The sequence below is a fragment of the Rhodopseudomonas boonkerdii genome (assembly GCF_021184025.1).
Classification (GTDB): domain Bacteria; phylum Pseudomonadota; class Alphaproteobacteria; order Rhizobiales; family Xanthobacteraceae; genus Tardiphaga; species Tardiphaga boonkerdii.
This window is the reverse complement of sequence record NZ_CP036537.1, coordinates 3,396,362-3,420,082: the sequence shown is the minus strand read 5'-3', so window position 1 is coordinate 3,420,082 and position 23,721 is coordinate 3,396,362. Positions and strand designations below refer to the sequence as shown.

The 23,721-nt window shown below is 63.0% G+C and carries 30 protein-coding genes and 1 pseudogene; 20 read left to right on the top strand and 11 right to left on the bottom strand.

Translation table 11 applies throughout. From position 1 onward, the window contains the following. Nucleotides 1–12: 12 nt before the first annotated feature. Entirely contained in the window at nucleotides 13–195 is a 183-nt protein-coding gene (locus tag E0H22_RS15615; RefSeq protein WP_233021928.1) for a hypothetical protein, read from the top strand. Nucleotides 196–199: 4 nt separating this feature from the next. Here the strand turns inward: E0H22_RS15615 and E0H22_RS15610 are convergent, their stop codons facing one another. Next, nucleotides 200–1,546: an alkaline phosphatase D family protein gene (locus E0H22_RS15610; RefSeq protein ID WP_233021927.1), complete on the bottom strand. Its 1,347-nt coding sequence runs from the start codon at nucleotides 1,544–1,546 to the stop codon at nucleotides 200–202. Between the two features lie 277 nt (nucleotides 1,547–1,823). Between E0H22_RS15610 and E0H22_RS15605 the strand changes: the two genes are divergently transcribed. Next, on the top strand, nucleotides 1,824–2,441 hold the full coding sequence (locus tag E0H22_RS15605; protein WP_233021926.1) for a hypothetical protein: 618 nt from the start codon (nucleotides 1,824–1,826) through the stop codon (nucleotides 2,439–2,441). 168 nt (nucleotides 2,442–2,609) lie between these two features. After that, on the top strand, nucleotides 2,610–3,503 hold the full coding sequence (locus E0H22_RS15600; RefSeq protein ID WP_233021925.1) for a transporter: 894 nt from the start codon (nucleotides 2,610–2,612) through the stop codon (nucleotides 3,501–3,503). 101 nt (nucleotides 3,504–3,604) lie between these two features. Here the strand turns inward: E0H22_RS15600 and E0H22_RS15595 are convergent, their stop codons facing one another. Then, on the bottom strand, nucleotides 3,605–3,877 hold the full coding sequence (locus E0H22_RS15595; RefSeq protein WP_233021924.1) for a metal/formaldehyde-sensitive transcriptional repressor: 273 nt from the start codon (nucleotides 3,875–3,877) through the stop codon (nucleotides 3,605–3,607). 179 nt (nucleotides 3,878–4,056) lie between these two features. Here E0H22_RS15595 and E0H22_RS15590 point away from each other — a divergent pair, with 179 nt between their 5' ends. The 10 genes from E0H22_RS15590 to E0H22_RS15545 all read left to right on the top strand — a co-directional run bounded on the left by E0H22_RS15590 (nucleotide 4,057) and on the right by E0H22_RS15545 (nucleotide 10,068). Further along, nucleotides 4,057–4,257, top strand: coding sequence for a DUF1289 domain-containing protein (locus E0H22_RS15590; protein ID WP_233021923.1), 201 nt, complete (start codon nucleotides 4,057–4,059; stop codon nucleotides 4,255–4,257). After that, nucleotides 4,254–5,123, top strand: coding sequence for an alpha/beta fold hydrolase (locus E0H22_RS15585; protein WP_233021922.1), 870 nt, complete (start codon nucleotides 4,254–4,256; stop codon nucleotides 5,121–5,123). The genes E0H22_RS15590 and E0H22_RS15585 overlap by 4 nt, the downstream gene beginning before the upstream one ends. Further along, the gene (locus tag E0H22_RS15580; protein WP_233021921.1) at nucleotides 5,120–5,557 is read left to right on the top strand and encodes a hypothetical protein; all 438 of its coding nucleotides are present in this window, start codon (nucleotides 5,120–5,122) and stop codon (nucleotides 5,555–5,557) included. Before E0H22_RS15585 ends, E0H22_RS15580 begins: the two co-directional genes overlap by 4 nt. Nucleotides 5,558–5,637: 80 nt before the next feature. After that, nucleotides 5,638–5,991 (top strand): hypothetical protein, encoded by a 354-nt coding sequence (locus tag E0H22_RS15575; protein ID WP_233021920.1) that lies wholly within the window; start codon nucleotides 5,638–5,640, stop codon nucleotides 5,989–5,991. Nucleotides 5,992–6,068: 77 nt separating this feature from the next. Next, nucleotides 6,069–6,491, top strand: a complete 423-nt coding sequence (locus tag E0H22_RS15570; protein ID WP_233021919.1) for a hypothetical protein — start codon at nucleotides 6,069–6,071, stop codon at nucleotides 6,489–6,491. Between the two features lie 198 nt (nucleotides 6,492–6,689). Next, the gene (locus tag E0H22_RS15565; protein ID WP_233021918.1) at nucleotides 6,690–7,025 is read left to right on the top strand and encodes a cupredoxin domain-containing protein; all 336 of its coding nucleotides are present in this window, start codon (nucleotides 6,690–6,692) and stop codon (nucleotides 7,023–7,025) included. A 10-nt stretch (nucleotides 7,026–7,035) separates the two neighbouring features. Then, a complete protein-coding gene (locus E0H22_RS15560; protein WP_233021917.1) occupies nucleotides 7,036–7,470 on the top strand; it encodes a hypothetical protein in 435 nt (144 codons plus the stop codon). 47 nt (nucleotides 7,471–7,517) lie between these two features. Then, the gene (locus tag E0H22_RS15555) at nucleotides 7,518–8,243 is read left to right on the top strand and encodes a HupE/UreJ family protein (protein WP_233021916.1); all 726 of its coding nucleotides are present in this window, start codon (nucleotides 7,518–7,520) and stop codon (nucleotides 8,241–8,243) included. A 25-nt stretch (nucleotides 8,244–8,268) separates the two neighbouring features. After that, on the top strand, nucleotides 8,269–8,916 hold the full coding sequence (locus E0H22_RS15550; RefSeq protein ID WP_233021915.1) for a transmembrane anchor protein: 648 nt from the start codon (nucleotides 8,269–8,271) through the stop codon (nucleotides 8,914–8,916). Between the two features lie 87 nt (nucleotides 8,917–9,003). Continuing rightward, nucleotides 9,004–10,068 (top strand): acyltransferase family protein, encoded by a 1,065-nt coding sequence (locus E0H22_RS15545; protein ID WP_233021914.1) that lies wholly within the window; start codon nucleotides 9,004–9,006, stop codon nucleotides 10,066–10,068. Here E0H22_RS15545 and E0H22_RS15540 read toward each other — a convergent pair. The 3 genes from E0H22_RS15540 to E0H22_RS15530 are packed head-to-tail and all read right to left on the bottom strand — an operon-like array spanning nucleotide 10,060 to nucleotide 11,939. Further along, nucleotides 10,060–10,260, bottom strand: coding sequence for a hypothetical protein (locus E0H22_RS15540; RefSeq protein WP_233021913.1), 201 nt, complete (start codon nucleotides 10,258–10,260; stop codon nucleotides 10,060–10,062). The genes E0H22_RS15545 and E0H22_RS15540 overlap by 9 nt on opposite strands. Before the next feature lie 18 nt (nucleotides 10,261–10,278). Then, nucleotides 10,279–11,601: an MFS transporter gene (locus tag E0H22_RS15535; RefSeq protein ID WP_233021912.1), complete on the bottom strand. Its 1,323-nt coding sequence runs from the start codon at nucleotides 11,599–11,601 to the stop codon at nucleotides 10,279–10,281. A gap of 59 nt (nucleotides 11,602–11,660) precedes the next feature. Further along, nucleotides 11,661–11,939, bottom strand: coding sequence for a metal-sensitive transcriptional regulator (locus E0H22_RS15530; RefSeq protein WP_233021911.1), 279 nt, complete (start codon nucleotides 11,937–11,939; stop codon nucleotides 11,661–11,663). Between the two features lie 102 nt (nucleotides 11,940–12,041). Here E0H22_RS15530 and E0H22_RS15525 point away from each other — a divergent pair, with 102 nt between their 5' ends. The 7 genes from E0H22_RS15525 (at nucleotide 12,042) to E0H22_RS15500 (ending at nucleotide 20,090) form a co-directional block, all read left to right on the top strand. Next, nucleotides 12,042–12,323: a metal-sensing transcriptional repressor gene (locus E0H22_RS15525; RefSeq protein WP_233021910.1), complete on the top strand. Its 282-nt coding sequence runs from the start codon at nucleotides 12,042–12,044 to the stop codon at nucleotides 12,321–12,323. Nucleotides 12,324–12,384: 61 nt separating this feature from the next. After that, entirely contained in the window at nucleotides 12,385–13,557 is a 1,173-nt protein-coding gene (locus E0H22_RS15520) for an efflux RND transporter periplasmic adaptor subunit (RefSeq protein ID WP_233021909.1), read from the top strand. After that, nucleotides 13,557–16,754: an efflux RND transporter permease subunit gene (locus tag E0H22_RS15515; protein ID WP_233021908.1), complete on the top strand. Its 3,198-nt coding sequence runs from the start codon at nucleotides 13,557–13,559 to the stop codon at nucleotides 16,752–16,754. Before E0H22_RS15520 ends, E0H22_RS15515 begins: the two co-directional genes overlap by 1 nt. A 62-nt stretch (nucleotides 16,755–16,816) precedes the next feature. After that, nucleotides 16,817–18,166, top strand: a complete 1,350-nt coding sequence (locus tag E0H22_RS15510; RefSeq protein ID WP_233026379.1) for a TolC family outer membrane protein — start codon at nucleotides 16,817–16,819, stop codon at nucleotides 18,164–18,166. A 525-nt stretch (nucleotides 18,167–18,691) separates the two neighbouring features. Beyond that, a complete protein-coding gene (locus tag E0H22_RS15505) occupies nucleotides 18,692–19,249 on the top strand; it encodes a DUF2147 domain-containing protein (RefSeq protein ID WP_233021907.1) in 558 nt (185 codons plus the stop codon). Then, complete coding sequence (locus E0H22_RS26060) at nucleotides 19,246–19,782, top strand: MarR family winged helix-turn-helix transcriptional regulator (protein WP_430715156.1); 537 nt, start codon at nucleotides 19,246–19,248, stop codon at nucleotides 19,780–19,782. The genes E0H22_RS15505 and E0H22_RS26060 overlap by 4 nt, the downstream gene beginning before the upstream one ends. 95 nt (nucleotides 19,783–19,877) lie before the next feature. Next, a complete protein-coding gene (locus E0H22_RS15500) occupies nucleotides 19,878–20,090 on the top strand; it encodes a DUF2934 domain-containing protein (RefSeq protein WP_233021906.1) in 213 nt (70 codons plus the stop codon). 24 nt (nucleotides 20,091–20,114) lie between these two features. Here E0H22_RS15500 and E0H22_RS15495 read toward each other — a convergent pair whose 3' ends face one another. The 6 genes and pseudogenes from E0H22_RS15495 to E0H22_RS15470 form a co-directional block, all read right to left on the bottom strand. Continuing rightward, nucleotides 20,115–20,624, bottom strand: coding sequence for a 2'-5' RNA ligase family protein (locus E0H22_RS15495; RefSeq protein WP_233021905.1), 510 nt, complete (start codon nucleotides 20,622–20,624; stop codon nucleotides 20,115–20,117). 2 nt (nucleotides 20,625–20,626) lie between these two features. Next, nucleotides 20,627–21,736, bottom strand: a complete 1,110-nt coding sequence (gene dinB / locus E0H22_RS15490) for a DNA polymerase IV (protein WP_233021904.1) — start codon at nucleotides 21,734–21,736, stop codon at nucleotides 20,627–20,629. Continuing rightward, nucleotides 21,715–21,984 (bottom strand): hypothetical protein, encoded by a 270-nt coding sequence (locus E0H22_RS15485; RefSeq protein ID WP_233021903.1) that lies wholly within the window; start codon nucleotides 21,982–21,984, stop codon nucleotides 21,715–21,717. Before E0H22_RS15485 ends, dinB begins: the two co-directional genes overlap by 22 nt. Further along, the gene (locus E0H22_RS15480; protein WP_233021902.1) at nucleotides 21,974–22,696 is read right to left on the bottom strand and encodes an SOS response-associated peptidase; all 723 of its coding nucleotides are present in this window, start codon (nucleotides 22,694–22,696) and stop codon (nucleotides 21,974–21,976) included. Before E0H22_RS15480 ends, E0H22_RS15485 begins: the two co-directional genes overlap by 11 nt. Beyond that, nucleotides 22,697–22,942 (bottom strand): annotated as a pseudogene (locus tag E0H22_RS15475) (hypothetical protein); the annotation flags it as partial. An 18-nt stretch (nucleotides 22,943–22,960) separates the two neighbouring features. Further along, nucleotides 22,961–23,335: a hypothetical protein gene (locus tag E0H22_RS15470; RefSeq protein WP_233021901.1), complete on the bottom strand. Its 375-nt coding sequence runs from the start codon at nucleotides 23,333–23,335 to the stop codon at nucleotides 22,961–22,963. Nucleotides 23,336–23,721: the final 386 nt, after the last annotated feature.

The window sequence follows — 23,721 nt, the reverse complement described above, 5'->3', positions numbered from 1 at the left end:
AGCGGCGTCGCGATGATTGAGAACAAGGATTTGATCGACGAAGTGCGCCGCCACCTGGCCAGCGCGCCAAGCAATTCGGTCGTCGACACGTTCGCGTATGCCAATGCGATCGAAGGAGCTTTCCAGGTGCCGCTGCGTGAGATCCAGGAAGTCATCCGGCGCGAAGCGCGCGATCTCGGCGTGGCCTGCACGTAGTGTCTCAGAGCCGAAGGGGTGACGTTCTCCCGTCCTTCTCGAGTTCCCAGCATGCGGTCCATTCGCCGGACCGGCGTTCCAGCACCAGATAGTTGCGCTGCGAGATGTAGATCGACGTCTTTCCCGGCAGCGGATGCAAGCGAATGGGCTTGCCCGGCACCGGAGTCTCTCCCAGCCGCGCCAGGAGATCGAGCGCCAGCGCGTAGGCGACGGTCGGGGCGGGATGCGAGATGCCGGAAGCGACCAGTTGGTGCATCGGTGCAGGCGCCGTGTCGAACGTCGCGCGGGTTGCCAGATGAATCTCGCCTGACAGCAGCGTGACGGGAGTTGCCGGGTTGCGGTGTATCTCCGCCAGTCGCTCAAGGAAACGCCGCCATTCGACGCGATGCGCGCGGCTCTGCCATTGGTCCCGCAGATCGTCTTCGTACTTGTGCATGTTCGGCAGTAGGTTCAGCACCGCCTCGACCCATGAGAGGCGGGGACCCAGACCGGGCACGCTGGAGAGTAGAAGCACCCGTCCGGTGTCCACCTGCGCCATGGCCACGTCGAAGGCACGCCAACCCTCTTCACCCATCACGCGGTCCCAGCGACGTTCCGAGCGCAGGTCTGGAGCGATCACGTGGAGGCCGGGCAACTTCAGGTGCCAAGTGAGGCTGGTGCCGGTCTGATCGATGACGCATTCGGGGAGATCGTCCGGCTCGCTTCCGAACTGGAAGACGAGGTAGAATTCGCGCGCGATCTCGAACAGCAGTTGTCCGATCGGGGCGTCGAGCTTCGCCGCGTCCATCGATCCCCATCCGTCGCAGATGTCGTGATCGTCCCAGATGGCAAGGGACGGAACGTGCGACATCAACGAGGCGCTCTCCGCTTCGCCGAGGACGCCGACGTATCGGGCGAAGAAGGCCTGGCGCAGCGCGCCGGCGAGTTCGTCGAGTTCTGACTGCGTCGTGCGTACGGTTTCGCCATCTGCCCACCGACGGATCAACGGATGCGCGTCGAGGACCTCATCGGCATAGATCTGATCGCCGCCGTGAAGGAGCAGCTTGAACGGGCTTGCGACATGCTCGTCGGCCAATCGCCGCCACATCGCGTTGCGTTCGCTGCGGTCCCGGTCCCGATCGCCGGCCTCCTGGCCGTTGCAGGACACGAACGCGATCCGGAGATCGCCGTCGAACGCGGTGTCTAGCGCGTAGCTTCGACCGTCGATCTCGTAGGATTCGTCGGAGGTTGGCGCGACATCGAAGGCGTAGCGCAGGATGCGCCGGCCTTCGCATTCGAGAATGGATGCCGCTGTGACGAAGCGGTCGTCGATGCGGAGTACCGGGAGGGCGGCCGCGAGCGGCATCACCATGAGGGCTACGAGATGGACGCGTCCGTCGCGCAGCCCTTGGAGATAGAGGAGGGGACCGACGATCTCGGTCTTGGAGCGCGTCGAAGGTTCGTCGCCGTCATCGGACTCGTTTCGTCCCGATACGTCGATGTTGTTCGTGTTGGTCGCTGCTAATCGTCGCATGCGACGCAGATAGCAACCTTGTACGCGTGACGCCAGCGCTTCGAAGGCTCGTCGACGCGAATGTTAGGATGCGCGAAGTGTAGTAGCGGAGATGTTAGCTAGATGGAGATGCATGATGAAATCATCGGTGTTTTCCGCTGTGTTTTTGCAACACTCGATGGTGTCGCGCGATCGTGATGGTGCTTTGGATATTTCGCTGGAAACAGCGTGTGTCGTCGGCATTGGTCATCGCTGGGAAAACAAAGGATTTGAAATGAAGACTTGGATAAGCGCTGCTGCATTGACGGCCACCATCGCCTTCTCGGGCTCATTCATGAGCACCGGTGCCGTCGCAGCGTCGCAACAGTCGCAGAAGATCTCGACGTCGGCGAAGAGCAAGGCGACCGATGTCGGAGCAAGCCGACGTCATCATCGTTCGCATCGCCATCACGAACAGCGCGGGCATCATCGCATGTACGGGGCGGGCTACGCCCGTCAGTACCGATCGCAGTATCTGCAGCCGGCGTACTCGGGCTACGACTACGGCGGCTGGCAGCCGGCCTATTACGGGAGCGGCTACTACGGCGGCTACGGCTTTGGCGGCTACGGCAGGCCGTTCGGATTCGGCGGCATCGGTTTCGGTCGTGGGTTCGGTCATCACGGCTTCGGTCACGGCGGGTTCGGTCACCACGGTGGCTTCGGACATGGAGGCTTTGGACACGGTGGCTTCGGTCATGGGGGTGGCCACCACTAGATAGCCCGTTGATCGGGAAGGGAGGATTCAGGCGCCTGCGGGCGCCTGTTTTGTTTTGCGAACGACTTGCAACAACTTGACACGGGAACCGTCTCATGGCTCTTGTTGCGAATGAGTTGCACTAGCAAGATGGGGCGGTGCCGCCCGACATCGATCGAGCGGGCCTGGATGCTGCCGTCGGAGACGACGCTTGCAGGATCTCGGAGCATCTGGGGCGCTGCGATTTGCGCGCTGTTGACGGCGGGCGGCATGACGGCGTCCGCTGCCGACGACAAGACCATTTACTCGTTGGCCAACCCCACACCGGACCGGCTGATGCGCGAGATGACGACCGACCGTCCGGACATAACCGAGGTGCCGTTCACCGTTGATGCCGGGCGGGTCCAGGTCGAGACGACGGCATTCGGCTATGCGCGCTCGCGTCCGGATGCGGATGGGACGGTGACGGGAGGCTACGAGTTGATGGGGAGCAACATCCGGATTGGCCTCACGCACGACCTGGAGGCGACGATCATCGTGGCACCCTATGCGCGGCAACGGACCGTGGGTCCCGGCGTCGGCACCGTCGCCTCGGGGTCCGGAGCCGTCGTGCTGCGAGCCAAGTGGAATGTCTGGGGCAACGACACCTTCGGCAAATCCAGCTCGACGGCATTCGCGGTGCTGCCATACGTGTCGCTTCCGACGGAGACGCACAACGGCGTCAGTCCGGAGGCCTTCGACGGCGGATTGCAGACGTTCTTCGCAGCCGATCTAGGCGGCAACTTCTCCTTCGGCATGAACGCGGGCGTCCATTCCGTGAAAAACCTCGATGCCGTCGGCCGTCACATGGAAACGACCGCATCCGCGACGCTTGGCTATGCGTGGACGGAGAAGTTCTCGACGTATGGCGAGATCGCGGCACGGACGGGGCTTCGCGAAGGCATGGGCGATGTCGGCCTGGTCGGCGGCGGTATGGCCTACCGGATCACCAAGGACGTCCAGTTGGACTGCGGCGTGAATTTCGGGGTGACGCCCGCGTCCCCGCGGTACAGTCCTTTCGTCGGAGTATCGGCAAGATTCTAGGGGATGGGTTGCCGCGGGGCATCTCGATTGCCCCGGACCGATGTGGTGAGGCCGATTGGCATCAGATGCGCATCTCCGTCGTCGGCTGTCGACGCTTTATGTTACTTCAAGTAGGTCCGCAGAACCTCGATCAACTCTGCCGCACCTTGGGCTCGCTTGGTGCTTTCCCGGTCGGGGTCCACGATGTGATTCCGGATGTGATCTTCCATGACCTCGGCCGTGAGGCCGTTGACCGCCCCCCGCATGCTGGCGACCAGCATCAGGACGTCGGCGCAGCCGAGTTCCGCTTCCAACGCACGTTCCAGCGCTTCCGCCTGACCTTTGATGCGCCGGACTCTTGTCATAAGGCGCTGCTTGTCTTTGATCGTGTGCATGAACGGGCTGCTCCGGAGGTGAATTCGTCGTTTAGCATCGGGAGCGCGTCGCGTCATCCTCGCTTAGGTGCCTTGCACGGCATAGGGGAGGGGGTTATATCCATGTCTGAGTTCGCGGGTGTCTTAGGATGCCCTTATGCGTCCGGTTCGCGTTCCCCAGCACCTAGATCACAGCCATCATGACCGTCGCTTCTCCTTGCATCGATATCTGCCAGTTCGACCGCAAGAAAGACATGTGCACGGGCTGCCTGCGGACGACGGAAGAAATCCGCCTATGGCGGAAGATGACCGATCACAAACGGCGGACCATTCTCTCGGATCGTCGTCGGCGGGAAGCCAAGCTGCTGCAGCATGCGGCCAAGCGGGCCGATAGGTCGTGATCCGGAGCATTTCCTTCCGGACAGGTGCGACTACCGTTCCGCTCGAGATGGACGAAGCGGGGCGCGGACGTTCGATCGTCCTGCTACCGGCCCTCAGTTCGATCTCGACCCGCAACGAGATGTCACCGCTCCTTGCGCAATTGTCGCGATCCTTCCGTGTCCGCAGCGTGGACTGGCCGGGCTTTGGGGACCTTGCGAAGCCAAAGGCCGATTGGGGACCGGATCTCTTGTCGGATTTTCTGGCCTGGTTTCTCGGTAGTCTGGACGGCGGGCCGCATGTCGTTGTCGCGGCCGGTCACGCGGCGACCTATGCTCTGCATCACCAGTTCCATCATCCCGGAGCGATCTGCAGCCTGGCGATGATCGCCCCCACTTGGCGGGGGCCGCTCCCGACGATGATGGGGGGCAGACGTCCCTGGTTCGGCAACATCCGCTCGGCGGTCGATGCTCCGGTCGCGGGCACGCTGCTATACGCGTTGAACATGAGCGGACCTGTGGTGCGCAGGATGGCGCGGGCGCACGTCTACGAGCAGCCAGGCGAGGCGTTCGAGATCCGCCTTGCGGCGAAACGCAACGTCACTTCCGCGCGGGGAGCGCGGTTCGCATCCGTGAGGTTCGTGACCGGCGCGCTGGATCGCGTCGACGATCGCGATGCATTTCTCGACCTTGCCAGGACAGCGGGTATCCCTCTGCTCAATTTATTCGGAGACGGGACGCCGCCGAAGTCCCGCGCCGAGATGGAGGCGCTCGCAGCGTTGCCGTTCGTCGAAACCGTCCGCCTTCCGCACGGCAAGCTCGCCCTGCATGAGGAATATCCGGAGGAGATCGCAAGCGAACTCAATGGGTGGATTGCAGGGAAGCCATGATCGAAATTGGACGGCCGCGCACGACGAGACTCTATGGACTTTGGCTCGAGCAGCGCGGCCGCTGCGTCTATTGCGACGGGCCGACATTTGTCGTGGAACGGGAGCACAAGGACGACGCGCGGCGCAGGCTTCGGATCGAAGCCGGCGTCTCCGGCGCCGGCAAGAACCTGACCCAACACGTCGCCACGTTAGACAGTGAGACGAAGCAGATGTCCTGCAAGTTCTGCAACTGCAGTCGGGCGGGGCTCTCGGCGGCGGCGCATCGGCGGGCGATGCAGGCGCTGGTCGCGGCAGACCGGCATCCCGTCAACCGTCTTGTGGAGACCTACGAGTTCGGCCGATTGTCTTGGTCCTCCCTGGAGGACGCTCGGCGAGATCAGCTACACGATGCGACAATTCGTCGGAGCACCGCCGCCACCATTTCGCCTAGATGACACGTCCAGCGTGCGCCGCTTGGAGTGTTGCGGGTCGAATGTCTTTTCTGTCACCAGGAGTGTGGGTTCGGATCGCGGTCATGATCGCGATGGTGATCGGCTTGTTGCGTCCGCCCTTCGGCAGCGAAGATCATGATCACCACACGGCCGTCTCTTCGGTTGCCATGCATGACGACGGGGCCGTGCGCGGATTCGCCCAGGTGGCCGACGATCTGCAGCAAGAGAACGCATCTCAGGGCGAGGCGCCCGACGGCGATCATGCCGATCGCCACGATTCCGGCGACCACTCACATGTTGCTTCCATCGCGCCGCCGTTCGCGGTGGTTCCTGCCGGCCCCGATAATCATGCTTCGTTGGTGATCTTCGCCGCGTCGTCCATGCGGACGGCGTCGTCTTCGTTCGAACGCCCTCCGAGGTCCGTCTCCCTCGCTTGATCGCGGCGCTCCGCGCCAGGTTTCAACGAACAGAGACTTCAAACATGCAAGGACTCCTCCGAGGAGCGTCGCCGCACATGCGCGCGCGGGCTCGATTCATCGTGATCGCCGCGGCCCTGATGTCGGCCACCGCCATCGCGATCCCGCCGGTTGCGGCCCAGTTCGACTTTTCTCGCAAGACCGAGCAGGCGGCCGTCGAGCTCAAGCCGGGCTATTCGGTCGAAGCCAAGGTCGGGATGCGCAAAGGGACGCGCGTCGACTACATCTGGAATGTGTCCGGAGGTTCGGTGTTCTTCGACAAGCACGGCGAGCGGGAAGAAGGCGAGCGGAGCTACGCGACGGGGCGTGGTTCGACGGGGGCCTCGGGCGTGCTCGAAGCGGCCTTCGACGGCTCGCACGGCTGGATGTGGCGAAACACAAGCAGGGAATCCGTTCGCATCACCGTGCGAACGACGGGGGAGTTCAACTTTCTCCTGACGTCGCCGGCGACGAACCGCTGACCGCCCGAGAGGACGCTCATGCCACTAAGCAATGAGGGATTCATGCCGTCGAGGCGTTGTCGCGTCACCGCCGCGGTGGCTCTGGTCGCATTGTCCTTGCCATGCGCGGCGTGGAGCGGGCCCCTGCGGGAACGGCCTGGCAAATTTCCCATGCATGCCGCCGGAGAGCCTTCTCGGCACTCAGCGAAGAAAATCGTTGTGCAGGTCGCGATGGTTGACGTCGGTGGAACCATGACGTTCGCGCCGAACGAGTTCAGGTTCGCGCGCGGCACCAACGTGAGGTTCACCATACGGAACGACACCGAGCGTCCGCATGAATTTGTGCTCGGCAGTCATACGGAGAACCTCGCTCACTCGCAAACGATGACGCTCGGTATCGGGCAGGGGCATGACGAACCGAACGGCCGTGTTGTAGCCGCAGGCGCCACTGTGAATCTCGATTGGCAGTTCACTAAAGTGGGTGAGTTCGAGTTCGGCTGCCTTCTCGCCGGCCATCCCGACGTCGAGATTGCAGGAAGGATCGTGGTGGAATGATCCGTGTCGCTTGTTCGCCCAGATTGCGAATGATAGTATGCTAGTTGGAAGCCAGTTTTTTGGAACCGAATCTCCGATGTCTCGAGTCGCACGGACAGCACTGATCCAGTTCGCTATCGTCATTGCGATAGTCGTGGGTTTGCTGCGTCCGCCTTTTGGCGTCGATGCTCATGCCGCTACCGGTTCGACCTCTCATATCGAGGCCGTCCAGCATTCCGATGATCACGCCGGCGCCTCTCACGGGCATTTGCATGATCATGACGGAGATTCCAGCGAACAGCACAATGCGGCGGATCACAGCCACGTGCCGTCGAGCATGCCGCCGTCCATGACGGCTTTCGTGTCGCCCTCCGGATGGATGCGTCCCGCCGATTTCGTCGGCATCTCCATGCGCTCGGCCTCGATCTCCTTCGACCGCCCTCCAAGACCGACCGTTTTCGCCTGATCCCGGCGCGTCCGCGCGCCTAACTCAACGGAAATGATCGGATCTACATGCACGCACTCCATCTCGGAGCGCCGTCGCCTTCGCGCGCGCGGTCGGCTCCGCTCGGCCTGCTGACGCTGGCCGCGCTCGTCCTGTTCGCGGGACCGGCCTTCGCTCACGCCGTGGCCGAGGGCGACAAGGGCTACATTCAGGAGATCAGCGGGATCAACATCCTCCCGTTCGTCTATCTCGGCGCCAAGCACATGGTGACCGGGTACGACCACATCCTGTTCCTGTTCGCGGTGATCTTCTTCCTCTACCGGATGAAGCACATCGGGATCTATGTGAGCCTGTTCGCCCTCGGGCATTCGACGACGATGCTGCTCGGCGTCTACTTCAACGTCGGCATCAACAGCTTCGTCATCGACGCCATCATCGGCCTGTCGGTCGTCTACAAGGCGCTCGACAACATGGGCGCGTTCCAACGGTGGCTCGGATTCCAGCCAAACACCAAGGTCGCGACGCTCGTCTTCGGTCTCTTCCACGGCTTCGGCCTGTCGACGAAGATCCTCGAATACGACATCCCGAAGGACGGCCTCATACCGAACCTCCTCGCATTCAACGTGGGGGTCGAAGTCGGCCAGTTGCTGGCGCTCGGAGCGATCCTGATCGTGATGGGCTACTGGCGGCGGACCGACGGGTTCTGGCGCCACGCCTACACGGCCAACACAGCCATCATGACGGCCGGCTTCGTGCTGATCGGTTATCAGCTCACCGGCCTTCTCGTCTCCTGACATCTCAAACTACGGAAACACATCGATGTACAACACCGACATGCCTTCGCGTGCCGACCTTCCGTCGTCCGCGCAACTTCTTCGCTCCACGGCCATCGCGATCGCTGCTGCGGCCGCGATCCTCGTCACGGTCGTTCTCCCGGCCGAATACGCGATCGATCCCACCGGAGCGGGACGCGCGCTCGGTCTGACCGAGATGGGCGAGATCAAGTCGCAGCTCGCCGACGAGGCGGCCCGCGACAAGGCCAAGGATGCCGGCGCTCCCGCGGCGGACAGGCGCTCCGGGCTGGGCGACGCCATCATGGGGCTGCTGATCTCGTCCGCGCACGCGCAGACTCCGACGGCAGCGATCAGCCAGAAGGCCGAAGAGAAGAGCTACACCCTCAAGCCCGGCGAATATATCGAAGCCAAACTCGGCATGCAGAAGGGCGGCAAGGTGAAGTTCAAATGGTCCGTCGCCGACGGGACCGTGAACTACGACATGCACGGCGAGGCCGGGCAGACGTCGAAGAGCTATTCGAAGGGACGTGGCTCCGCGGGCGAGGAAGGCGTGCTCGAAGCCGCATTCGACGGATCGCACGGCTGGTTCTGGCGCAATCGCGGCAAGGCGCCTGTGAAGGTCACGCTTCGCGTCGATGGCCCATACGACGCCGTCACGGCGAAGAACGACTAAATGACATCCCGGGCGGGCGTCGTCTCGCGTCCCGCCCGGGCACCTTTTCAGAAAACATTTTCGGGGTCGAACGTTTGGGGAAACGTCATGCTTTCGGAAGTTCTTGATGCCAACCGTAATTCTTTCAATTTCATCCGCCTCGTCGCGGCCGTCAGCGTGATCGTCTCGCACGCATACGTCATGCGGATAGGACCAGGGGCGCCGGAGCCGTTGGCGCCGCTGACGCCGTTCACGCTCGGCCAGCACGCCGTCAACGCGTTCTTCTTTCTGTCGGGGCTGACGCTGTCGCTCAGCCTCGCGCGAAATCCGAGCCTGGTGCACTTCACGGCGGCGCGCTTCTTGAGGGTGATACCCGGCTTGTTCGTCTGCGGGGCATTCTTCGCTCTCGTGCTGGGTCCGGTGATGACGACTTGGAAGTTGAGCGATTATTTCACGGACGCGCACACGTGGCTCTACCCGTTCACCGTCATCCTGAAGTTTGCCCGCGCCGAGCCGCCGCACGGGGTCTTCACGACAGCGCCGTTCTCCGAAATACCGAACGACCCGCTCTGGACACTCAAATACGAGCTGGCGGCCTATGCGGGGTTGGCTCTTCTGCAGCTATGCGGACTGCTCCGTTCGTGGATGGCGCTCGTCGCGATGATACTGATCGCCGGTTCGGTCTACATCCTGACCGCCCCGATGATCCTCAACTCGTCGATATCGGCTTGGCCGTTCCACATGGGGCGGTACGGGTTCTGCTTCTTGCTCGGAGCGCTGGCCTACCGCTTCCGTCATGCGATCCCGTTGACGCCCTGGCTTCTGGTGTCCTCGCTCGCGGTCGCCGTCGCGGCCACGGGCACGCGCTTCGCCGGTCTCGCCTACATCGTGCTTGTCGCGCACTTCGTCATGGTCGCGGGTTCGTTCAGCTACGGGCCGTTGACGCGCATCACGCGCGACACCGATATCTCATATGGGACGTACATCTACGGGTGGCCGATCCAGCAGAGCATTATCGTTCTCTTTCCCGCTATGTCCGCCGAACTGATGATCCTGTTGGCATTGGTGGTCGTCATACCGTTGGCTTTCGCGTCATGGACGCTCGTCGAAAAGCCGGCTCTTGACCTTAAGCGGTATTTCAAGCGGCGCCGCGTTGAGGGGGAGTCAGCCTGAATGCAGCTCTATCGCCGCTATCAGGATCAGAACAGCTCCGGAGGCCGCTTCCACGAAGCGGGCAGCGCCGTGCAGTTGCGCGCCCTTCGTTTCAAGCAGACGTGCCAGCCATTTCCGGAAGACGATGGCGATCAGACATACGTGCGACAGCGCGAGATAGATCTCGCGCTGGAAGGCGATGATGCTCTGCATCTCGGCGCCTCCGGACTATCAGGCCGGTCGCGGCCATTCCGGATGATGGCTGTCGATCACGAAGGCATGCGCGTGGCGGTAGCCGCCGGTCGTGCCCTTTGCATCGGCCAGGTGCGGATGATCCGGAGCGAGGCCGCTGTGGACGTGCTCGACCTCATCCGGATCCGCCGCCGGCCAGACCGTGACGGCGACGAACACCGCTGCGGCGGCAATGCCGGCAAGCAGGAGGAAGGCCACCGGCATGCCGGCCTTGGCACCGACCCAGCCCGCTACCGGATAGGTGATGAGCCAGCAGGCGTGCGACAGAGCGAACTGGGCGGCGAACAGGGATGGGCGGTCCTCCGGCTGCGACGAGCGACGCAGCAGCCGTCCCGACGGCGTCTGGGTCAGCGAGTAGCTGAATCCCAGAACGAACCAGAGCGGCAGGAGCAACTCGTAGCTGCGCAGGGCGCTTCCGGCGAGCAGACAGAGGACAAGTGCGCCGGCACCGACGGTCATCGCGCGGCGATCCGGAACGCTGTCGAGCAGGCGAGGCAGGACGAACGCGGCGATCATGGACCCGCCGCCGAAGGCTGCGAGGGCCAGCGCCGTCGCCCGCTGGGACAGTCCGAAGCCGGCCTGAACAAGGACGACCGTATTGACGATCACCATCGCACTGGCAGCGGCCGCGGCGAGGTTCAGCGCCAGCAGTCCCCGCAGGCGTGGTGTGGCGAGGTAGATGCGCATGCCGCGCGTGGTTCGGTCGTAGATGCCCCGCGGCTCGGTCGGCTTCGGGCTCGGCAGGACGACCGAAACGACGAGAGCGGCCGACGCCAGGAAGCCGACGACGGTTCCTGCGAACAGCGTGTGGAAGCTGATCACCGTGAGAAGGGCGGCGGCCAGCATCGGGCTGACGACGCTTTCGAGATCGTAGGCCAGACGCGACAGCGAAAGAGCACGCGTGTAGTCGCGTTCTTCGGTGAGGACATCAGGGATGGTGGCCTGGAATGTCGGCGTGAAAGACGCGGATGCGGACTGGAGAACGAAGATCAGGATGTAGACCTGCCAGATCTGATCGACGAACGGCAGGGCGAGCGCGACTGCAGCGCGTATGAGGTCCAGGGCGACGAGCATGCCGCGCCGAGGGAACCGCTCGGCGAAGGCCGCCGCGATCGGGGATACGCCGACATAGGCGATCATCTTGATGGCGAGAGCCGTGCCCAGCACGGCACCGGCATCGGCTCCCGCCAGGTCGTAGGCCAGAAGTCCGAGGGCGACCGTCGCAAGGCCGGTCCCGATCAGCGCGATGACCTGCGCTGCGAAGAGGTGTCGGTAGGTACGGTCGGCGAGTACGCGCAGCATGGAGGCAATCCGTCGTTGGTTGTGTGGCCGATCGGCGCGGACGCGTCCGACCTATCGGCTTACCTGAGGTACTTTCGTAGGAGGTCGACAAAACGCGGTCGACGCTCGGGCTTCATCGTGTCGAACGCAGCTCTTCGTCGCGCCATCATCGGCAGCACTTCGTCCTCGACGACATCCGCCGTCAGGCCGCCGAGTTCACGTCTCGCGATCTCGACGTGCTGCAGGATCTCCAGCGAACTCGCGTCGCGCTCGACCGCCGCATCCACCTCATCAATTTTTTGTCTGAGCGCTCCGATGCGGGCGAAGAGCTTTGACTTGCTCGACCTGATGTGCGACATGCCCGATCATATAGGGTATCCCCCTATATAGGATCAACCAGAATCGCCGATTTTCTGGCGATTTGCAGAGATGCGGAGCCCTCCCGTGGGGGGGATGATCGAATGAGCGGTAAACATCTCCACGAAAGCCATCCGGACATCGTGAAGCGATTGAAGCGCGCAGAGGGGCACCTGCGCCGAGTGATCGAGATGTTCGAGGAGGAGCGGTCGTGCCTCGATCTCGCCCAGCAACTGCACGCGGTGGAGAAGGCCGTAAGCGAGGCGAAGCGCTCGCTCATTCACGATCACATCGACCACTGTCTCGATGCGGCGACGAACGGCACGGACGGGAAGCCCGACAAGGCCGCGATGGCCGAATTCAAATCGATCTCACGCTACCTCTGACGGTGAGATCCGGAGCAAGACGATGACGAGTAAAGTTTCCAGGTTCGCAGGCATCGCGCTGGTGTTCGCCGCCGGCGTCGGCGTCGCGAGTCTCGGGCCGAGACTGTTCGGTGGGGCCGGCAAAGAGAAGGCTCCGGTCGCGCAGCAGGAGCAGAAGCCCGCATCGACCGAAGCTAAGGTCGATCTTGCGATGGATGCCGAGCGCATGCAGTTGGCCCAGATCGAGCTGGCGCCGGCGCGCGCCGGCATGGTCGCAAAGAGACTCGTCGTCCCGGGCGTCATCGTTCCGGACGCAGACCGAGTGGCCCGCGTCACGGTCAAGCTCGCCGGAACGGTGTCCGAGCTCCGCAAGAACATCGGCGACGAGGTCGCCAAGGGCGAGGTTCTCGGTGCGATCGAAAGCCGGGAGGTGGCGGAGGCCCGCAGCGAGTATCTCGCCTCCAAGCTGTCCGACGACCTGCAGCAGGACCTGACCGGGCGCGACAAGGGTCTTTTCGAGGGACGCGCGATTCCCGAGCAGCAGTACATCAAGTCCCGCAGCGCCGCGGCTCAATCGCACATGCGGTTCGACATAGCACGGCAGAAGCTGTTGGCGCTCGGGCTCGAGGAGAGCGAGATCGCATCGATCGCCGCCGCGCCTGAGGGAACGCTGCGTGTTCAGTATGTCCGCGCGCCCATTTCGGGGCGGGTCGTCGAAAGAAAGGTCGAACTCGGCGCGGCGGTCGGGCGCGACAGTCAGTCCACCGAAATGTTCACTATGGTCGATCTCGCGAACGTGTGGGTCGAGATGACGGTCAGCTCGGCCGATATCATTGACGTACGCGAGGGCCAGAGCGTCCGGATAACGGTGGCGGGATCGGCGCAGACGGGCACGGCAAAAGTGATCTTCGTCAATCCACTGCTCGACAAGGAGACCCGTGGAGCCCGCGTCGTCGCCGTCCTGGAAAACCCGAAACGGGCCTGGCGCCCGGGCGCGTTTGTAACTGCGGCGATCGCCGTGGAGGAGAAACAGGCGTCCGTCGTCGTACCGATCAGCGCCATCCAGAACATCTCGGGCCGGAAGGCGCTCTTCGTCCGCGTCAAGGACGGCTTCCAGAAGCGCGATGTCGTCGTCGGCCAGCGTGATGGCGACGTCGTCGAGATCGTTTCCGGATTGAGCGCGGGGGAGCGTATCGCGAGTTCCAACACTTTCGCACTCAAGGCCGAGCTTGCCAAGCCGACGGACGAAGACTGATGTTTATCGAGCGTATCGTAGATTTTTCCGTCCAGCGCCGTTGGCTCGTCCTGATTGCTGTTCTCCTGGCCGCATGCACGGGCATGTGGGCTCTCACGAAACTGCCGATCGATGCCGTTCCGGACGTCACCAACGTTCAGGTGCAGGTCAACGCTGTAGCGCCCGCCCTCACACCGCTCGAGATCGAGAAACAGGTCGTGGTCGCGCTCGAGACCGCGCTGTCGGGTATCCCCGGCATGGATTCCATGAGGTCGTTCTCGCGCAACGGTTTTGCGCAGATCACCGCGGTGTTCGCCGACAAGACCAACATCTACTTCGCCCGGCAATTGGTGACCGAACGGCTCAACGACGCGAAGTCGCTGCTGCCCCCGAACGTCGATGTGCGCCTCGGGCCGGTATCGACGGGGTTGGGCGAAATCTACTGGTGGGCGGTCGAATACGAAAAGCCCGGTGCGACGGCGCCGGTGCGCGACGGGCGTCCCGGTTGGCAGAGCGACGGCAGCTACATGACGCCGGAGGGCGAGCGTCTGACCGACGACTTCACGCGTACCGTCTACCTGCGGACCGTGCAGGACTGGATCATCCGGCCGCAGATGCGGACGGTGAAGGGCGTCGCCGGCGCGGACGCGATCGGCGGATTCACCAAGCAATTCCAGGTTCAGCCCGACCCGCAGAAGCTCATCGGCTACGGTGTGACCTTCGATCAGGTGATCAAATCCATCGAAGCGAACAATGCGAGCCGCGGCGCAAACTTCATCGAGCAGAACGGCGAAGGTCTGGTCGTCCGCGCGGCAGGCCGCGTCGAGAACATGGAAGACATCGCGCAGATCGTCGTGACGACCCGCGCGGGCGTTCCCGTACGCATCAAGGATGTAGCGAAGGTCGAGATCGGCAAGGAACTCCGAACGGGCAGCGCGAGCTCCAACGAGCGTGAGGTCGTTCTCGGCACCGCTCTGATGCTCGTCGGCGAGAACAGCCGGACGGTCGCCGCGGCCGCGGATGCGAAGATCCAGGAGATCAACAAGACCCTGCCGCCGGGCGTCTACGCTCGCACCGTCCTCAACCGGACCCAATTGGTTGATGCGACCATCAAGACGGTGGCGAAGAACCTGGCCGAAGGCGCGCTGCTCGTCATCGCCATCCTCTTCCTCATGCTGGGCAACTTCCGCGCGGCGCTGATCACCGCTTTCGTCATTCCGATCACGATGCTGATCACCGCGACCGGCATGCTCGAGGGGCGCATCAGTGCGAACCTGATGAGCCTCGGCGCGCTCGATTTCGGTCTCATCGTCGATGGTGCCGTCATCATCGCCGAAAACAGCCTGCGGCATTTCGCCGAACGGCAGAAGGAGCTCGGGCGGGCGTTGACCCTCGAAGAGCGGCTGGAGACCGTTTCGAAATCGACGATTGAGATGATCCGCCCGTCGGTCTACGGCCAGGCCATCATCATCCTGGTCTACGCGCCGTTGCTCGCCTTCACCGGCGTCGAGGGCAAGACCTTCGAACCGATGGCCTTGACGGTGATGATCGCGTTGGCGGTGGCCTTCGTGATGTCGCTGACATTCGTGCCCGCCGCAATCGCCATCGCGATCACCAAGCCCGTGCAGGAGAAGGAGAACTTCATCGTCCACCGGCTGAAGACCGGTTACGAACCTCTGCTGATGCGGGCCGTGGCGCGGCCGGGCGCGTTCGCCACGGTCGCTCTGCTGATGTTTGTGGGTGCGATGGTGCTGTTCTCGAGGCTCGGCCAGGAATTCACGCCGACCCTGGACGAGAAGAACATCGTCATGGAAGTGAAACGCATTCCGAGCACCTCGATCACGCAAGGGCAGGCCATGCAGCTCCAGATCGAGAAGCTGGTCAGCAAGTTTCCCGAAGTGGCCTTCGTCTTCTCGCGCACCGGTACGCCAGACCTTGCGGCCGACCCGATGCCGCCGAACGCGTCGGACACCTACATCATCGTGAAGGCGCAGGACGAATGGCCGGATCCGTCGATGACCAAGGAGGATCTGATCAAGAAGATCGAGGCGGAGGTCAGCAAGCTTCCCGGCAACAAGCTTGGCTTCTCTCAGCCCATCGAGATGCGCTTCAATGAGCTTGTCGCTGGCGTGCGCGAGGACCTTGCCGTCAAGGTGTTCGGCGATGACTTCGACGCCATGCAGCGGACCGCGGCGCAGATCTCCGAGGTTTTGCGGAAGGTCGAAGGTGCGGAGAGCGTCAAGGTCGAGGAGACCGCCGGTCTGCCGTTCCTCGAGATCAAGATAGACAAGGGTGAGATCGCCCGCCGCGGCCTCAATCTGTCGGATGTGCAGGATCTGATAGAGACTGCGGTCGGTGGCAAGCCTGCGGGCCTCGTCTTCGAGGGCGATCGTCGCTTCCAGATCGTCGTCCGGCTCAACGACAGCCTCCGCAACGATATCGATGCGTTGCGCAATCTGCCGGTGCCGCTGCCGCAGACGAACGCCAACGGATCGACAGCCTCGGTCCCGCTCAGCACCGTCGCGGCCCTCGAACTGACCGAAGGCGCGAACCAGATCAGCCGCGAGAACGGCAAGCGGCGCGTGGTGTCGACCGCGGAGGTTCGAGGCCGAGACATCGGCTCGCTCGTCACGGAAGTGCAGGCCAAGGTCGCCGAGCAGGTGAAGCTTCCGGCCGGCAGCTATCTGGCGTGGGGCGGGCAGTTCGAGAACTTCACGGTCGCACGCCAGCGCTTGATGATTCTGGTACCCGGCTGTTTTGCCTTGATCTACCTGCTTCTGTTTGGCGCGCTCGGCTCCTTCAGGGACGCCTTGCTCGTCTTCAGCGCGGTCCCATTGGCTCTGACCGGCGGTATCGCGGCGCTCTGGCTGCGAGGCATGCCGTTCTCGATCTCGGCCGCGGTGGGCTTCATCGCGCTGTCGGGCGTCGCGGTGCTGAACGGTCTGGTCATGCTCACGCAGATCCGGCACCACGTCGAGGAGGGCATGTCCGTCCTTGAGGCAGTCCGGGACGGGGCTATGACGCGCTTCCGACCCGTCGTCATGACCGCGCTCGTCGCTTCATTGGGCTTCGTCCCGATGGCGCTCGCCAGCGGAACGGGAGCGGAGGTGCAGCGCCCGCTCGCCACGGTCGTTATCGGAGGTTTGATCACGGCGACACTGCTGACGCTGGTCGTACTGCCCGCCCTGTACACGAAATTCGGAGGAGCGAAGCAGTGATCGTTCTGTCGCAGAAGAGGCGAGCCTCGACGTTCCGGAGCGGCCTTCTGGGCGCCGCCAGCATGGCGATCATCAGTTGTGCAGCGGTTGCGGAGGCACGCGCCGAGACGGTTTCCGAGGCGCTCGTCCGGGCGTATCAATCGAACCCCGCTCTCAACAGCGAGCGGGCCCGCCAGCGTGCGACGGATGAGAACGTCCCGCAGGCGATGGCGGGCTATCGGCCCCAGATCAACGCCACCCTCGGCTACGGGCTGCAGGCAGTGCGAAACCTGATGGTGGACAACACCATCCAAGGGGCGACGCTGAAGCCCTGGACGATCGGGCTTACCGTGACCCAGACGCTGTACAACGGCAACCGGACCGCCAACAGCGTGCGTGTTGCCGAGTTCCAGGTCAAATCAGGACGCGAGGCGCTACGCAACGTGGGGCAGGGCGTGCTGCTCGACGCTGTAATCGCCTACACCAACGTCCTCGCGAACCAGTCCCTCGTCGAGGCGCAGCGGGCGAACGTCGCCTCCCTGAAGGAGACTTTGGATGTCGCCCAGAAGCGCCTCAACGCGGGCGACGTGACGCCGACGGACACGTCGCAGGCGCAGGCGCGTCTGGCGCGTGGCCAGGCCGACCTGAATGCCGCGGAAGTCGCGCTCGCGGTCAGCCAAGCTACCTACACGCAGGTAGTCGGCAATCCGCCGTCCCGGCTGTCGCCGGCGCAGCCGATCGATCGGCTTCTCCCGCGGCGCCAGGAGGAAGCCGTCACGATGGCCTACAGCCAGCATCCTGCCGTGTTGGCCGCCGGCTTCGACGTCGACGTGGCCTCGACGTCGATCAAAGTCGCGGAAAGCAGCTTGTTGCCGACGATCACCCTGCAAGGTAGCGCGAGCAAGTCGAGCCAGAACGATCCCACGCTCGGTACCTACGGGACCGATCAGGCGTCGATCGTCGGCCAACTGAATGCACCGATCTATGACGGCGGGTTGGCGGCATCTCAGACGCGCCAGGCCAAGCAACTCTCCACCCAAAGCCGGATGGTGTTCGAATTGGCCCGTAATCAGGCGCGCACCGCCGCCGTCGGCGCCTGGGTGTCGAATGAAGGTGCAAAGACTGCAGTCCGGGCGTCGGAAACGGAGGTTGAGGCGGCCGCGGTGGCGCTTCGGGGCATCCAGCGCGAGAACGCCGGTGGCCAGAGAACGATCGTCGAAGTGTTGAATGCGCAGCAGGACCTGATCAATGCGAAAGCGCGCCTGATCGGCGCGCAGCGGGACAGGGTGATCGCGTCGTATTCGCTACTCAGCACCGTCGGAAGGCTCGACGTTCAGACCCTCGGCTTGAAGACGCCCGACTATCTGCCAGAGGTTCACTACCAGCAGGTCCGCGATGCGTGGCACGGGCTGAGGACGCCATCGGGCCAATGAGGAAATCGGGAAGCGTGGCGATTGCGGCAAATCGACAGATTTCTGGAGCGGACATCGGCGATCGCCGTGCCTGCGGCAAGTGCAGCGGTGAGATGGCCCTGTATCGCAGCGGGCCGCATCCGCGCCGGACCAACTACGAGGTCCAGCGCTTCGAATGCCGGGATTGTCGTGCGCAGTTCGCGCGCACCGTGGCCAGATCCACTTGAACCTTTGCCGGTGCCGCCTCGCGCCGGCCGATCGATCTTTCCTGCGGGTGTCCTCGCGCAGGGAAGACGTCCACGGGCTTTCATGCAGAGGCCTCGTGGACACACCAAGCGCCTCCGGCAGGTCGCCTGCCGGAGGCGCACCTCCGGACAGACAAACCAAGGACCACCGCATGCTCCAATCCAGCGAACGTCATCTTGTTCAGAGGATCGTCTGGCTGAGGGCGGCGGTGCCCGTAGCGAACGGTTGGGTGGCTCTACGGGCTTGCAGCGGAAATCCGGTGGTAGGCGCCAGCGAAAATCTGAAATCTTGGAGCACGAAATGAGCTTTCGTACTTGTCTAACGATGTCTCTCCTCTTCGTGATTCCCGCGTCGTTCGCCGGAGCTGGCGATGTCAGGGGCGATTGGCTTGTCGAAGGAGGTTCCGCGAAGGTCCGGATCGCCGAATGCGACGGACGCGTCTGGGGAGCGTTGGCGTGGGAAAAGAAGTCGGGCGGCACCGACGAGCACAACCCGGATGCTTCGAAACGCTCGCGCCCGACGCTCGGCATCGTCCTTCTCTCCGACATGAAGCCGGACGGAAAGAATGGTTGGGCAGGCAAGATTTATAACGCCGAGAACGGAAAGTCCTACACGTCAACGATCAAAGCCGGAGACACGACCGACAAGCTCGCACTCAAGGGGTGCGTCATGGGCGTCCTTTGTGGAGGACAGACCTGGACCCGCTCGGCGTCGCCTTACACCCCTCCAGTCGCTTCTACCAAGTCGTCCACGAAGAGTGCGCCCCCCGCGACTTCGCCGGGACTGCAGCCCGATATCGGCGATGTCTGTATGCTTCCGGAGGTCGTCAACTCGAGTCCGAAGGGACAAAGAGGATGAAGCCCGGTATACGCTATGATTCGAAATCGATAGTCGGACACACGTCTACGCGGCGCACCGAGGGCCGCGAGAACAGGTTGGTGGAGAAAGACGGTTCCGCGGCGAGTGAGCTCGTCGGGGACTTCCTCGAAGTTTCGCGAATTGTCGCGAGAACGCGCCATCACACGGCGCGCGATGCGGGAGTGACGGCGTTCCAGTACGGCGCGATTCTGAAGATTTTCGAAATGCGATCGGTCGCTGTGGGCGCCTTGGCTGCGTCACTGTCGGTATCGAGCCAGTTCGTCAGTTCCCAGGTCGCTAGACTCGAGGCGGTGGGACTCGTTCGACGCCGGCCCAAGGAGAATGATATGCGCGGGAGGATGATCGCGCTCACTCGACGAGGCAGGGAGCTGGCACTACGGAGCGACCCGACGCGTAGAGCTGCGGACGAATTGATCTTCCGAGGGGCGACAGCGGAAGAGGTGTCGTCTTTCCGCAAGGTCATGGGAATTATGCGCCAGAATTGCCTGCGATCGTCGGATCGGCCCGCGTGAGGGGGCACGCGACAGGTCATCCAAGTTTCATTTGCGCAGTAGGTGTTTGTTAATCGGGGCGATCCATCGTTCGCGCGTTGCAGTAGGAGTTGTCGATGTTGAACATGGAAGAAGCTATCCGGGTTCGCGCCTATCACATGTGGAATGATGCCGGCCGTCCCGACGGTAGCTCTGAGGCCTTCTGGCTGAACGCTCAACGCGCACTGATCGCCGAGTCTCTGGGGCAGATCGCCAGCGTGAAACCCGCTACTCCGAAGAAACCATCTCGCGCGAAGGCGGCTTCGACCCGCAAACGTAAAGTCGCCTGAGGCTGCCGTCGCTAAGCATGTGTCCTACCGGTGCGCGAACGGAAGACGATGTGACAGATTCCAAGGGCCACCACGATACTCCCAGACAAGCAAGCCGAGCGCTTCACCGTCGCGTGGGGTGAACGTGTCGTCGAGCGTCCTGAACAGGCCGCGGGCCTCTTCCGGCGGCACCTTGTTTTGGACCGTGACGTGGGGTGACCAGCGTTGTGCGTCCTGACGCGAAAATTCGTCGCCCATGCCATCCTTCAACTCTTCGCGTAATCGCTCTAGTTCGCCCGAGGTGGCTCGTATCGCGCTGCCGAAGCCAAGGAAAGTGACGCCGGTGAACGCGATCTTCATCGGACCCGACGGAAGCGGGATCGCCAATAGGCGCTCGATGTGCAGCGGCGACAAACGATGAAACATCGTGAGATGAGCGGACAGGAAGTTCCGCTCCGCTGGAAAGTGCGCTCGTCGCAGGCCATCCAGCCAGGCGAAGCTTTCGGCGTCCAGCTCGGCGGTGAGGATGAAAATAGGGGCGGTGCTATCGGTCATCGCTAGATCTGCAATCCGAGTTGTTCGGCTTCGTCATCGTTCCGCTGCAGCGACGAGAGCGAAACGCCGAGCAGGCGGACGGGCTTCGGCAGCGGCATGACGCTCTTCAGCAACTGAATCGCTGCCCGGTTTAGATCGTCGCGGGTGCCGACCGGGACTTCGGTAGAGCGGCTCCGCGACATGATCTCGAAATCGAAGAACTTGATTTTCAGCGTCACCGTCCTGCCTCGGTTGCCGGTCGTCTCGCAGTGCCGCGAGACCTTGTCGACGAGTGGCGTCAAGGCGGTCGCCATGGTTGCGAAATCGTTCAGGTCCTCGAAGAACGTGTTCTCGGCACCGACCGATTTGCGGATGCGGTTCGCGCGGACGGGGCGCTCGTCGATGCCCCGCGAGATCCAATAGTAGTATGTGCCCGACTTACCGAAGTTTGCTTCGAGGAAGGCCAGCGTCTGATTGCGGATGTCGAGGCCGGTCCGGATGCCGAGTGCATTGAACTTGGCGGCGGTCGCCGGACCGATGCCATGGAATTTACCGACGGGGAGCGTCTCGACGAATGCCGGTCCCATCTCCGGAGATATCACATACTGTCCGTTCGGCTTGCGATGGTCGGACGCGAGCTTGGCCAAGAACTTATTGTAGCTGATGCCGGCCGAGGCGTTCAGCCCGGTCTCCGTCTTGATCTTCGCTCGGATCGCCAAGGCGATGTCGCGGGCGAGCGGAATTGACTGCAGGTTCTCCGTGACGTCGAGATAGGCCTCATCGAGCGAAAGCGGCTCGATGATCGGCGTGTGCTCGGCGAAGATCTCGCGGATCTGCTGGCTGATAGCCTTATAGACTTCGAAGCGGGGCTTCACGAAGATCAAATCCGGACACTGACGCTTGGCGGTCACGGACGGCATGGCCGACCGGACACCGAACCTGCGGGCTTCATAGCTCGCGGCCGCCACGACACCGCGTTCCCGGGAGCCGCCGACCGCGACGGGCTTGTCCCGCAGTTCCGGATTATCGCGTTGTTCAACCGACGCGTAGAAGGCATCCATGTCGATGTGGATGATCTTGCGCTGGCGCGCTGCGGCAGGCCCTTCCTGATTCAACGGGACATCGGCTTCCATTTGCCGTCCCGGATGGCCAGCATCATTTGTGCGACCGGCGTCAGCGTGCGATCGGTCGGCCCTTCAGCGGTCGCCTCGACGGCGCGCCAATCGATGAGGACGGTACCGTCCGGTGCCACTTCGTAGAGTCCGACGCCTGTTGTTGTCCCGGTGATCTTCTCGGTGCGTACCGGACGCTGCGTGATGTCCTGAGCCGCAACGACGGTCGGCATGATCAAGGCGAGCAAGGCAATCCACTTAATTCGCATCGCTCCCATCCTTCTTCTGTCCCCGCGCCACGATCTGGAGTGACCCATCGGGAAGCTTGCGTTGCAGATCCTTGGCTTCGTCCCAGGGGGCTCGCATCCAGACGTCGACTTCCTCGGGTTTGGTGAGGATGACGGGCATCGCTTTGGGATGAACGGCATGCACCTCGGCATTAGCGTCCGTCGTCAGGAATGCGAATATGTCGTTGGTCGTCTCGCCTTCCTTGATGATCCGGACCGATGTCCAGTTCGTCCAGAGGCCGGCGAAGCAGACGAGAGGGCGGCTCTCGTCGAGCGCGAACCAGATGTCGCCCCCGGCATCCTTGTTGAACTCGCTGAAGGACGAGAACGGCACGATGCAGCGGTGCTCGACGCCGAACCAGCGCTTCCAGTGTTTGCTCGTTGTGTTCCGGATGTTGGTCGTGCCCTTGTCGGGCTCCAGCCGCAGCAGCTCCTTGAAATCGTACTGCTTTCCCTTGGCCGCCAGCTTCTCGGCACGCGTGGTCGCCTTCTTGAAGATCGCCTGCGATGACGATGGCATGCCCCAGCGCAGCATCGCGAGCTCGCGACCGCCATCGGCATTCCGCACGATTGGAGCCATCTTGTCGGGAAAGATGCCTGGCAGCGGCGGTAAGTTGCCGGTCGCATCCTTCGTGACCGCGACGAGCTGACGGATGGCCGCCTGGTTCTTGGTCATCGAGTACAGGTTACACATTCATGGATCCGTCGATGGATGGCGGGGGCGCGGTGCGAGCTGCAACAGGGTGGCTCCAGGTCGCCGCCCCACCTTGGCACATTTCCGGCAGCGGAGTCGGCTGGCGAGGTCATGGACGAAGGTGGTCGGCGGATGGGACAGGGCGGCGAGGTCGACCTCACTCGGTGCCCTGCAGCGGGAGTACTCGATCTGCAGCCAGGGAAAGCCGCCGTTCACGGCTTGGTCGATCGTGGGGGACGGGTCTACGGACCGGCGAAGCCGGGATTAAGAAAACGACGGCCAGCAGCCGTCTTCTTCGTAACGCCCCGTCCGCTCGCGGCACGTGTTGTCGAGCAGTCGTTGACCGACATCTTTCCAGATCGCGTGCTCGCCGTAGAGGCGGACCGCATCGGTTTTCTGAATCTCGATGGTGCGGTCGCAGCGCCGGCAGGAGACACGGAGTACGTGGCGAGGGATCTCGGACAGCCGCCGCTGCTGAACGGGGACGCCGCCAGACGAGCGTGCGCCCGCACTGGGGTCGCTCAGGACGGCGTCCCAGTATTCGGGCGGCATGTCGGCGCTTTCCGTGCCGGACGGGGCCGAGGCCCGTTTGCGGACGGCCTCCGCCTCCAGCTTTTCCATCTGTTTCGGGGACGGCATCCGCCAACTCGCAGTGTGATTGGTTATGTGATGAATTAGAACATATAGAGAACATAAGTCGAGTCGCATTTGGCGTTTGGGCGAGGGGGCCGGTGCAGATCCTGCGATGGAGCAGGCAGGGAGCCTTGGTCGCCGAAGATCCGGATTGCTTGCAACAACTATTTATGCAATAAATACAAACATGGCTGGAAGACCTCCGAAACGGCACCGACAGGGCGTGGCTCAGCAGTTGAGAGACTGGATGGCCGCGTCTGGCTTGAACTGTTCACAGGCAGCGCGCTTGTTGAGGGTGGATGTCTCAACAGTCAGTAGATCCCTGAAAGATCAGATGTTTTCTGCAGAACTCGAGCGACGTGTCCACAAGCTGGTCAATCCGCCTAAAGAGC

Coding starts and splice junctions, on each gene's coding strand:
- E0H22_RS15615 (WP_233021928.1), top strand. CDS start 13: ATGATTGAGAACAAGGATTTGATCGACGAAGTGCGCCGCCACCTGGCC.
- E0H22_RS15610 (WP_233021927.1), bottom strand. CDS start 1,546: ATGGTGATGCCGCTCGCGGCCGCCCTCCCGGTACTCCGCATCGACGAC.
- E0H22_RS15605 (WP_233021926.1), top strand. CDS start 1,824: ATGAAATCATCGGTGTTTTCCGCTGTGTTTTTGCAACACTCGATGGTG.
- E0H22_RS15600 (WP_233021925.1), top strand. CDS start 2,610: ATGCTGCCGTCGGAGACGACGCTTGCAGGATCTCGGAGCATCTGGGGC.
- E0H22_RS15595 (WP_233021924.1), bottom strand. CDS start 3,877: ATGCACACGATCAAAGACAAGCAGCGCCTTATGACAAGAGTCCGGCGC.
- E0H22_RS15590 (WP_233021923.1), top strand. CDS start 4,057: ATGACCGTCGCTTCTCCTTGCATCGATATCTGCCAGTTCGACCGCAAG.
- E0H22_RS15580 (WP_233021921.1), top strand. CDS start 5,120: ATGATCGAAATTGGACGGCCGCGCACGACGAGACTCTATGGACTTTGG.
- E0H22_RS15575 (WP_233021920.1), top strand. CDS start 5,638: ATGATCGCGATGGTGATCGGCTTGTTGCGTCCGCCCTTCGGCAGCGAA.
- E0H22_RS15570 (WP_233021919.1), top strand. CDS start 6,069: ATGCGCGCGCGGGCTCGATTCATCGTGATCGCCGCGGCCCTGATGTCG.
- E0H22_RS15555 (WP_233021916.1), top strand. CDS start 7,518: ATGCACGCACTCCATCTCGGAGCGCCGTCGCCTTCGCGCGCGCGGTCG.
- E0H22_RS15550 (WP_233021915.1), top strand. CDS start 8,269: ATGTACAACACCGACATGCCTTCGCGTGCCGACCTTCCGTCGTCCGCG.
- E0H22_RS15545 (WP_233021914.1), top strand. CDS start 9,004: ATGCTTTCGGAAGTTCTTGATGCCAACCGTAATTCTTTCAATTTCATC.
- E0H22_RS15540 (WP_233021913.1), bottom strand. CDS start 10,260: ATGCAGAGCATCATCGCCTTCCAGCGCGAGATCTATCTCGCGCTGTCG.
- E0H22_RS15535 (WP_233021912.1), bottom strand. CDS start 11,601: ATGCTGCGCGTACTCGCCGACCGTACCTACCGACACCTCTTCGCAGCG.
- E0H22_RS15530 (WP_233021911.1), bottom strand. CDS start 11,939: ATGTCGCACATCAGGTCGAGCAAGTCAAAGCTCTTCGCCCGCATCGGA.
- E0H22_RS15525 (WP_233021910.1), top strand. CDS start 12,042: ATGAGCGGTAAACATCTCCACGAAAGCCATCCGGACATCGTGAAGCGA.
- E0H22_RS15515 (WP_233021908.1), top strand. CDS start 13,557: ATGTTTATCGAGCGTATCGTAGATTTTTCCGTCCAGCGCCGTTGGCTC.
- E0H22_RS15510 (WP_233026379.1), top strand. CDS start 16,817: ATGGCGATCATCAGTTGTGCAGCGGTTGCGGAGGCACGCGCCGAGACG.
- E0H22_RS15505 (WP_233021907.1), top strand. CDS start 18,692: ATGAGCTTTCGTACTTGTCTAACGATGTCTCTCCTCTTCGTGATTCCC.
- E0H22_RS26060 (WP_430715156.1), top strand. CDS start 19,246: ATGAAGCCCGGTATACGCTATGATTCGAAATCGATAGTCGGACACACG.
- E0H22_RS15500 (WP_233021906.1), top strand. CDS start 19,878: ATGTTGAACATGGAAGAAGCTATCCGGGTTCGCGCCTATCACATGTGG.
- E0H22_RS15495 (WP_233021905.1), bottom strand. CDS start 20,624: ATGACCGATAGCACCGCCCCTATTTTCATCCTCACCGCCGAGCTGGAC.
- dinB (WP_233021904.1), bottom strand. CDS start 21,736: ATGGAAGCCGATGTCCCGTTGAATCAGGAAGGGCCTGCCGCAGCGCGC.
- E0H22_RS15485 (WP_233021903.1), bottom strand. CDS start 21,984: ATGCGAATTAAGTGGATTGCCTTGCTCGCCTTGATCATGCCGACCGTC.
- E0H22_RS15480 (WP_233021902.1), bottom strand. CDS start 22,696: ATGTGTAACCTGTACTCGATGACCAAGAACCAGGCGGCCATCCGTCAG.
- E0H22_RS15470 (WP_233021901.1), bottom strand. CDS start 23,335: ATGCCGTCCCCGAAACAGATGGAAAAGCTGGAGGCGGAGGCCGTCCGC.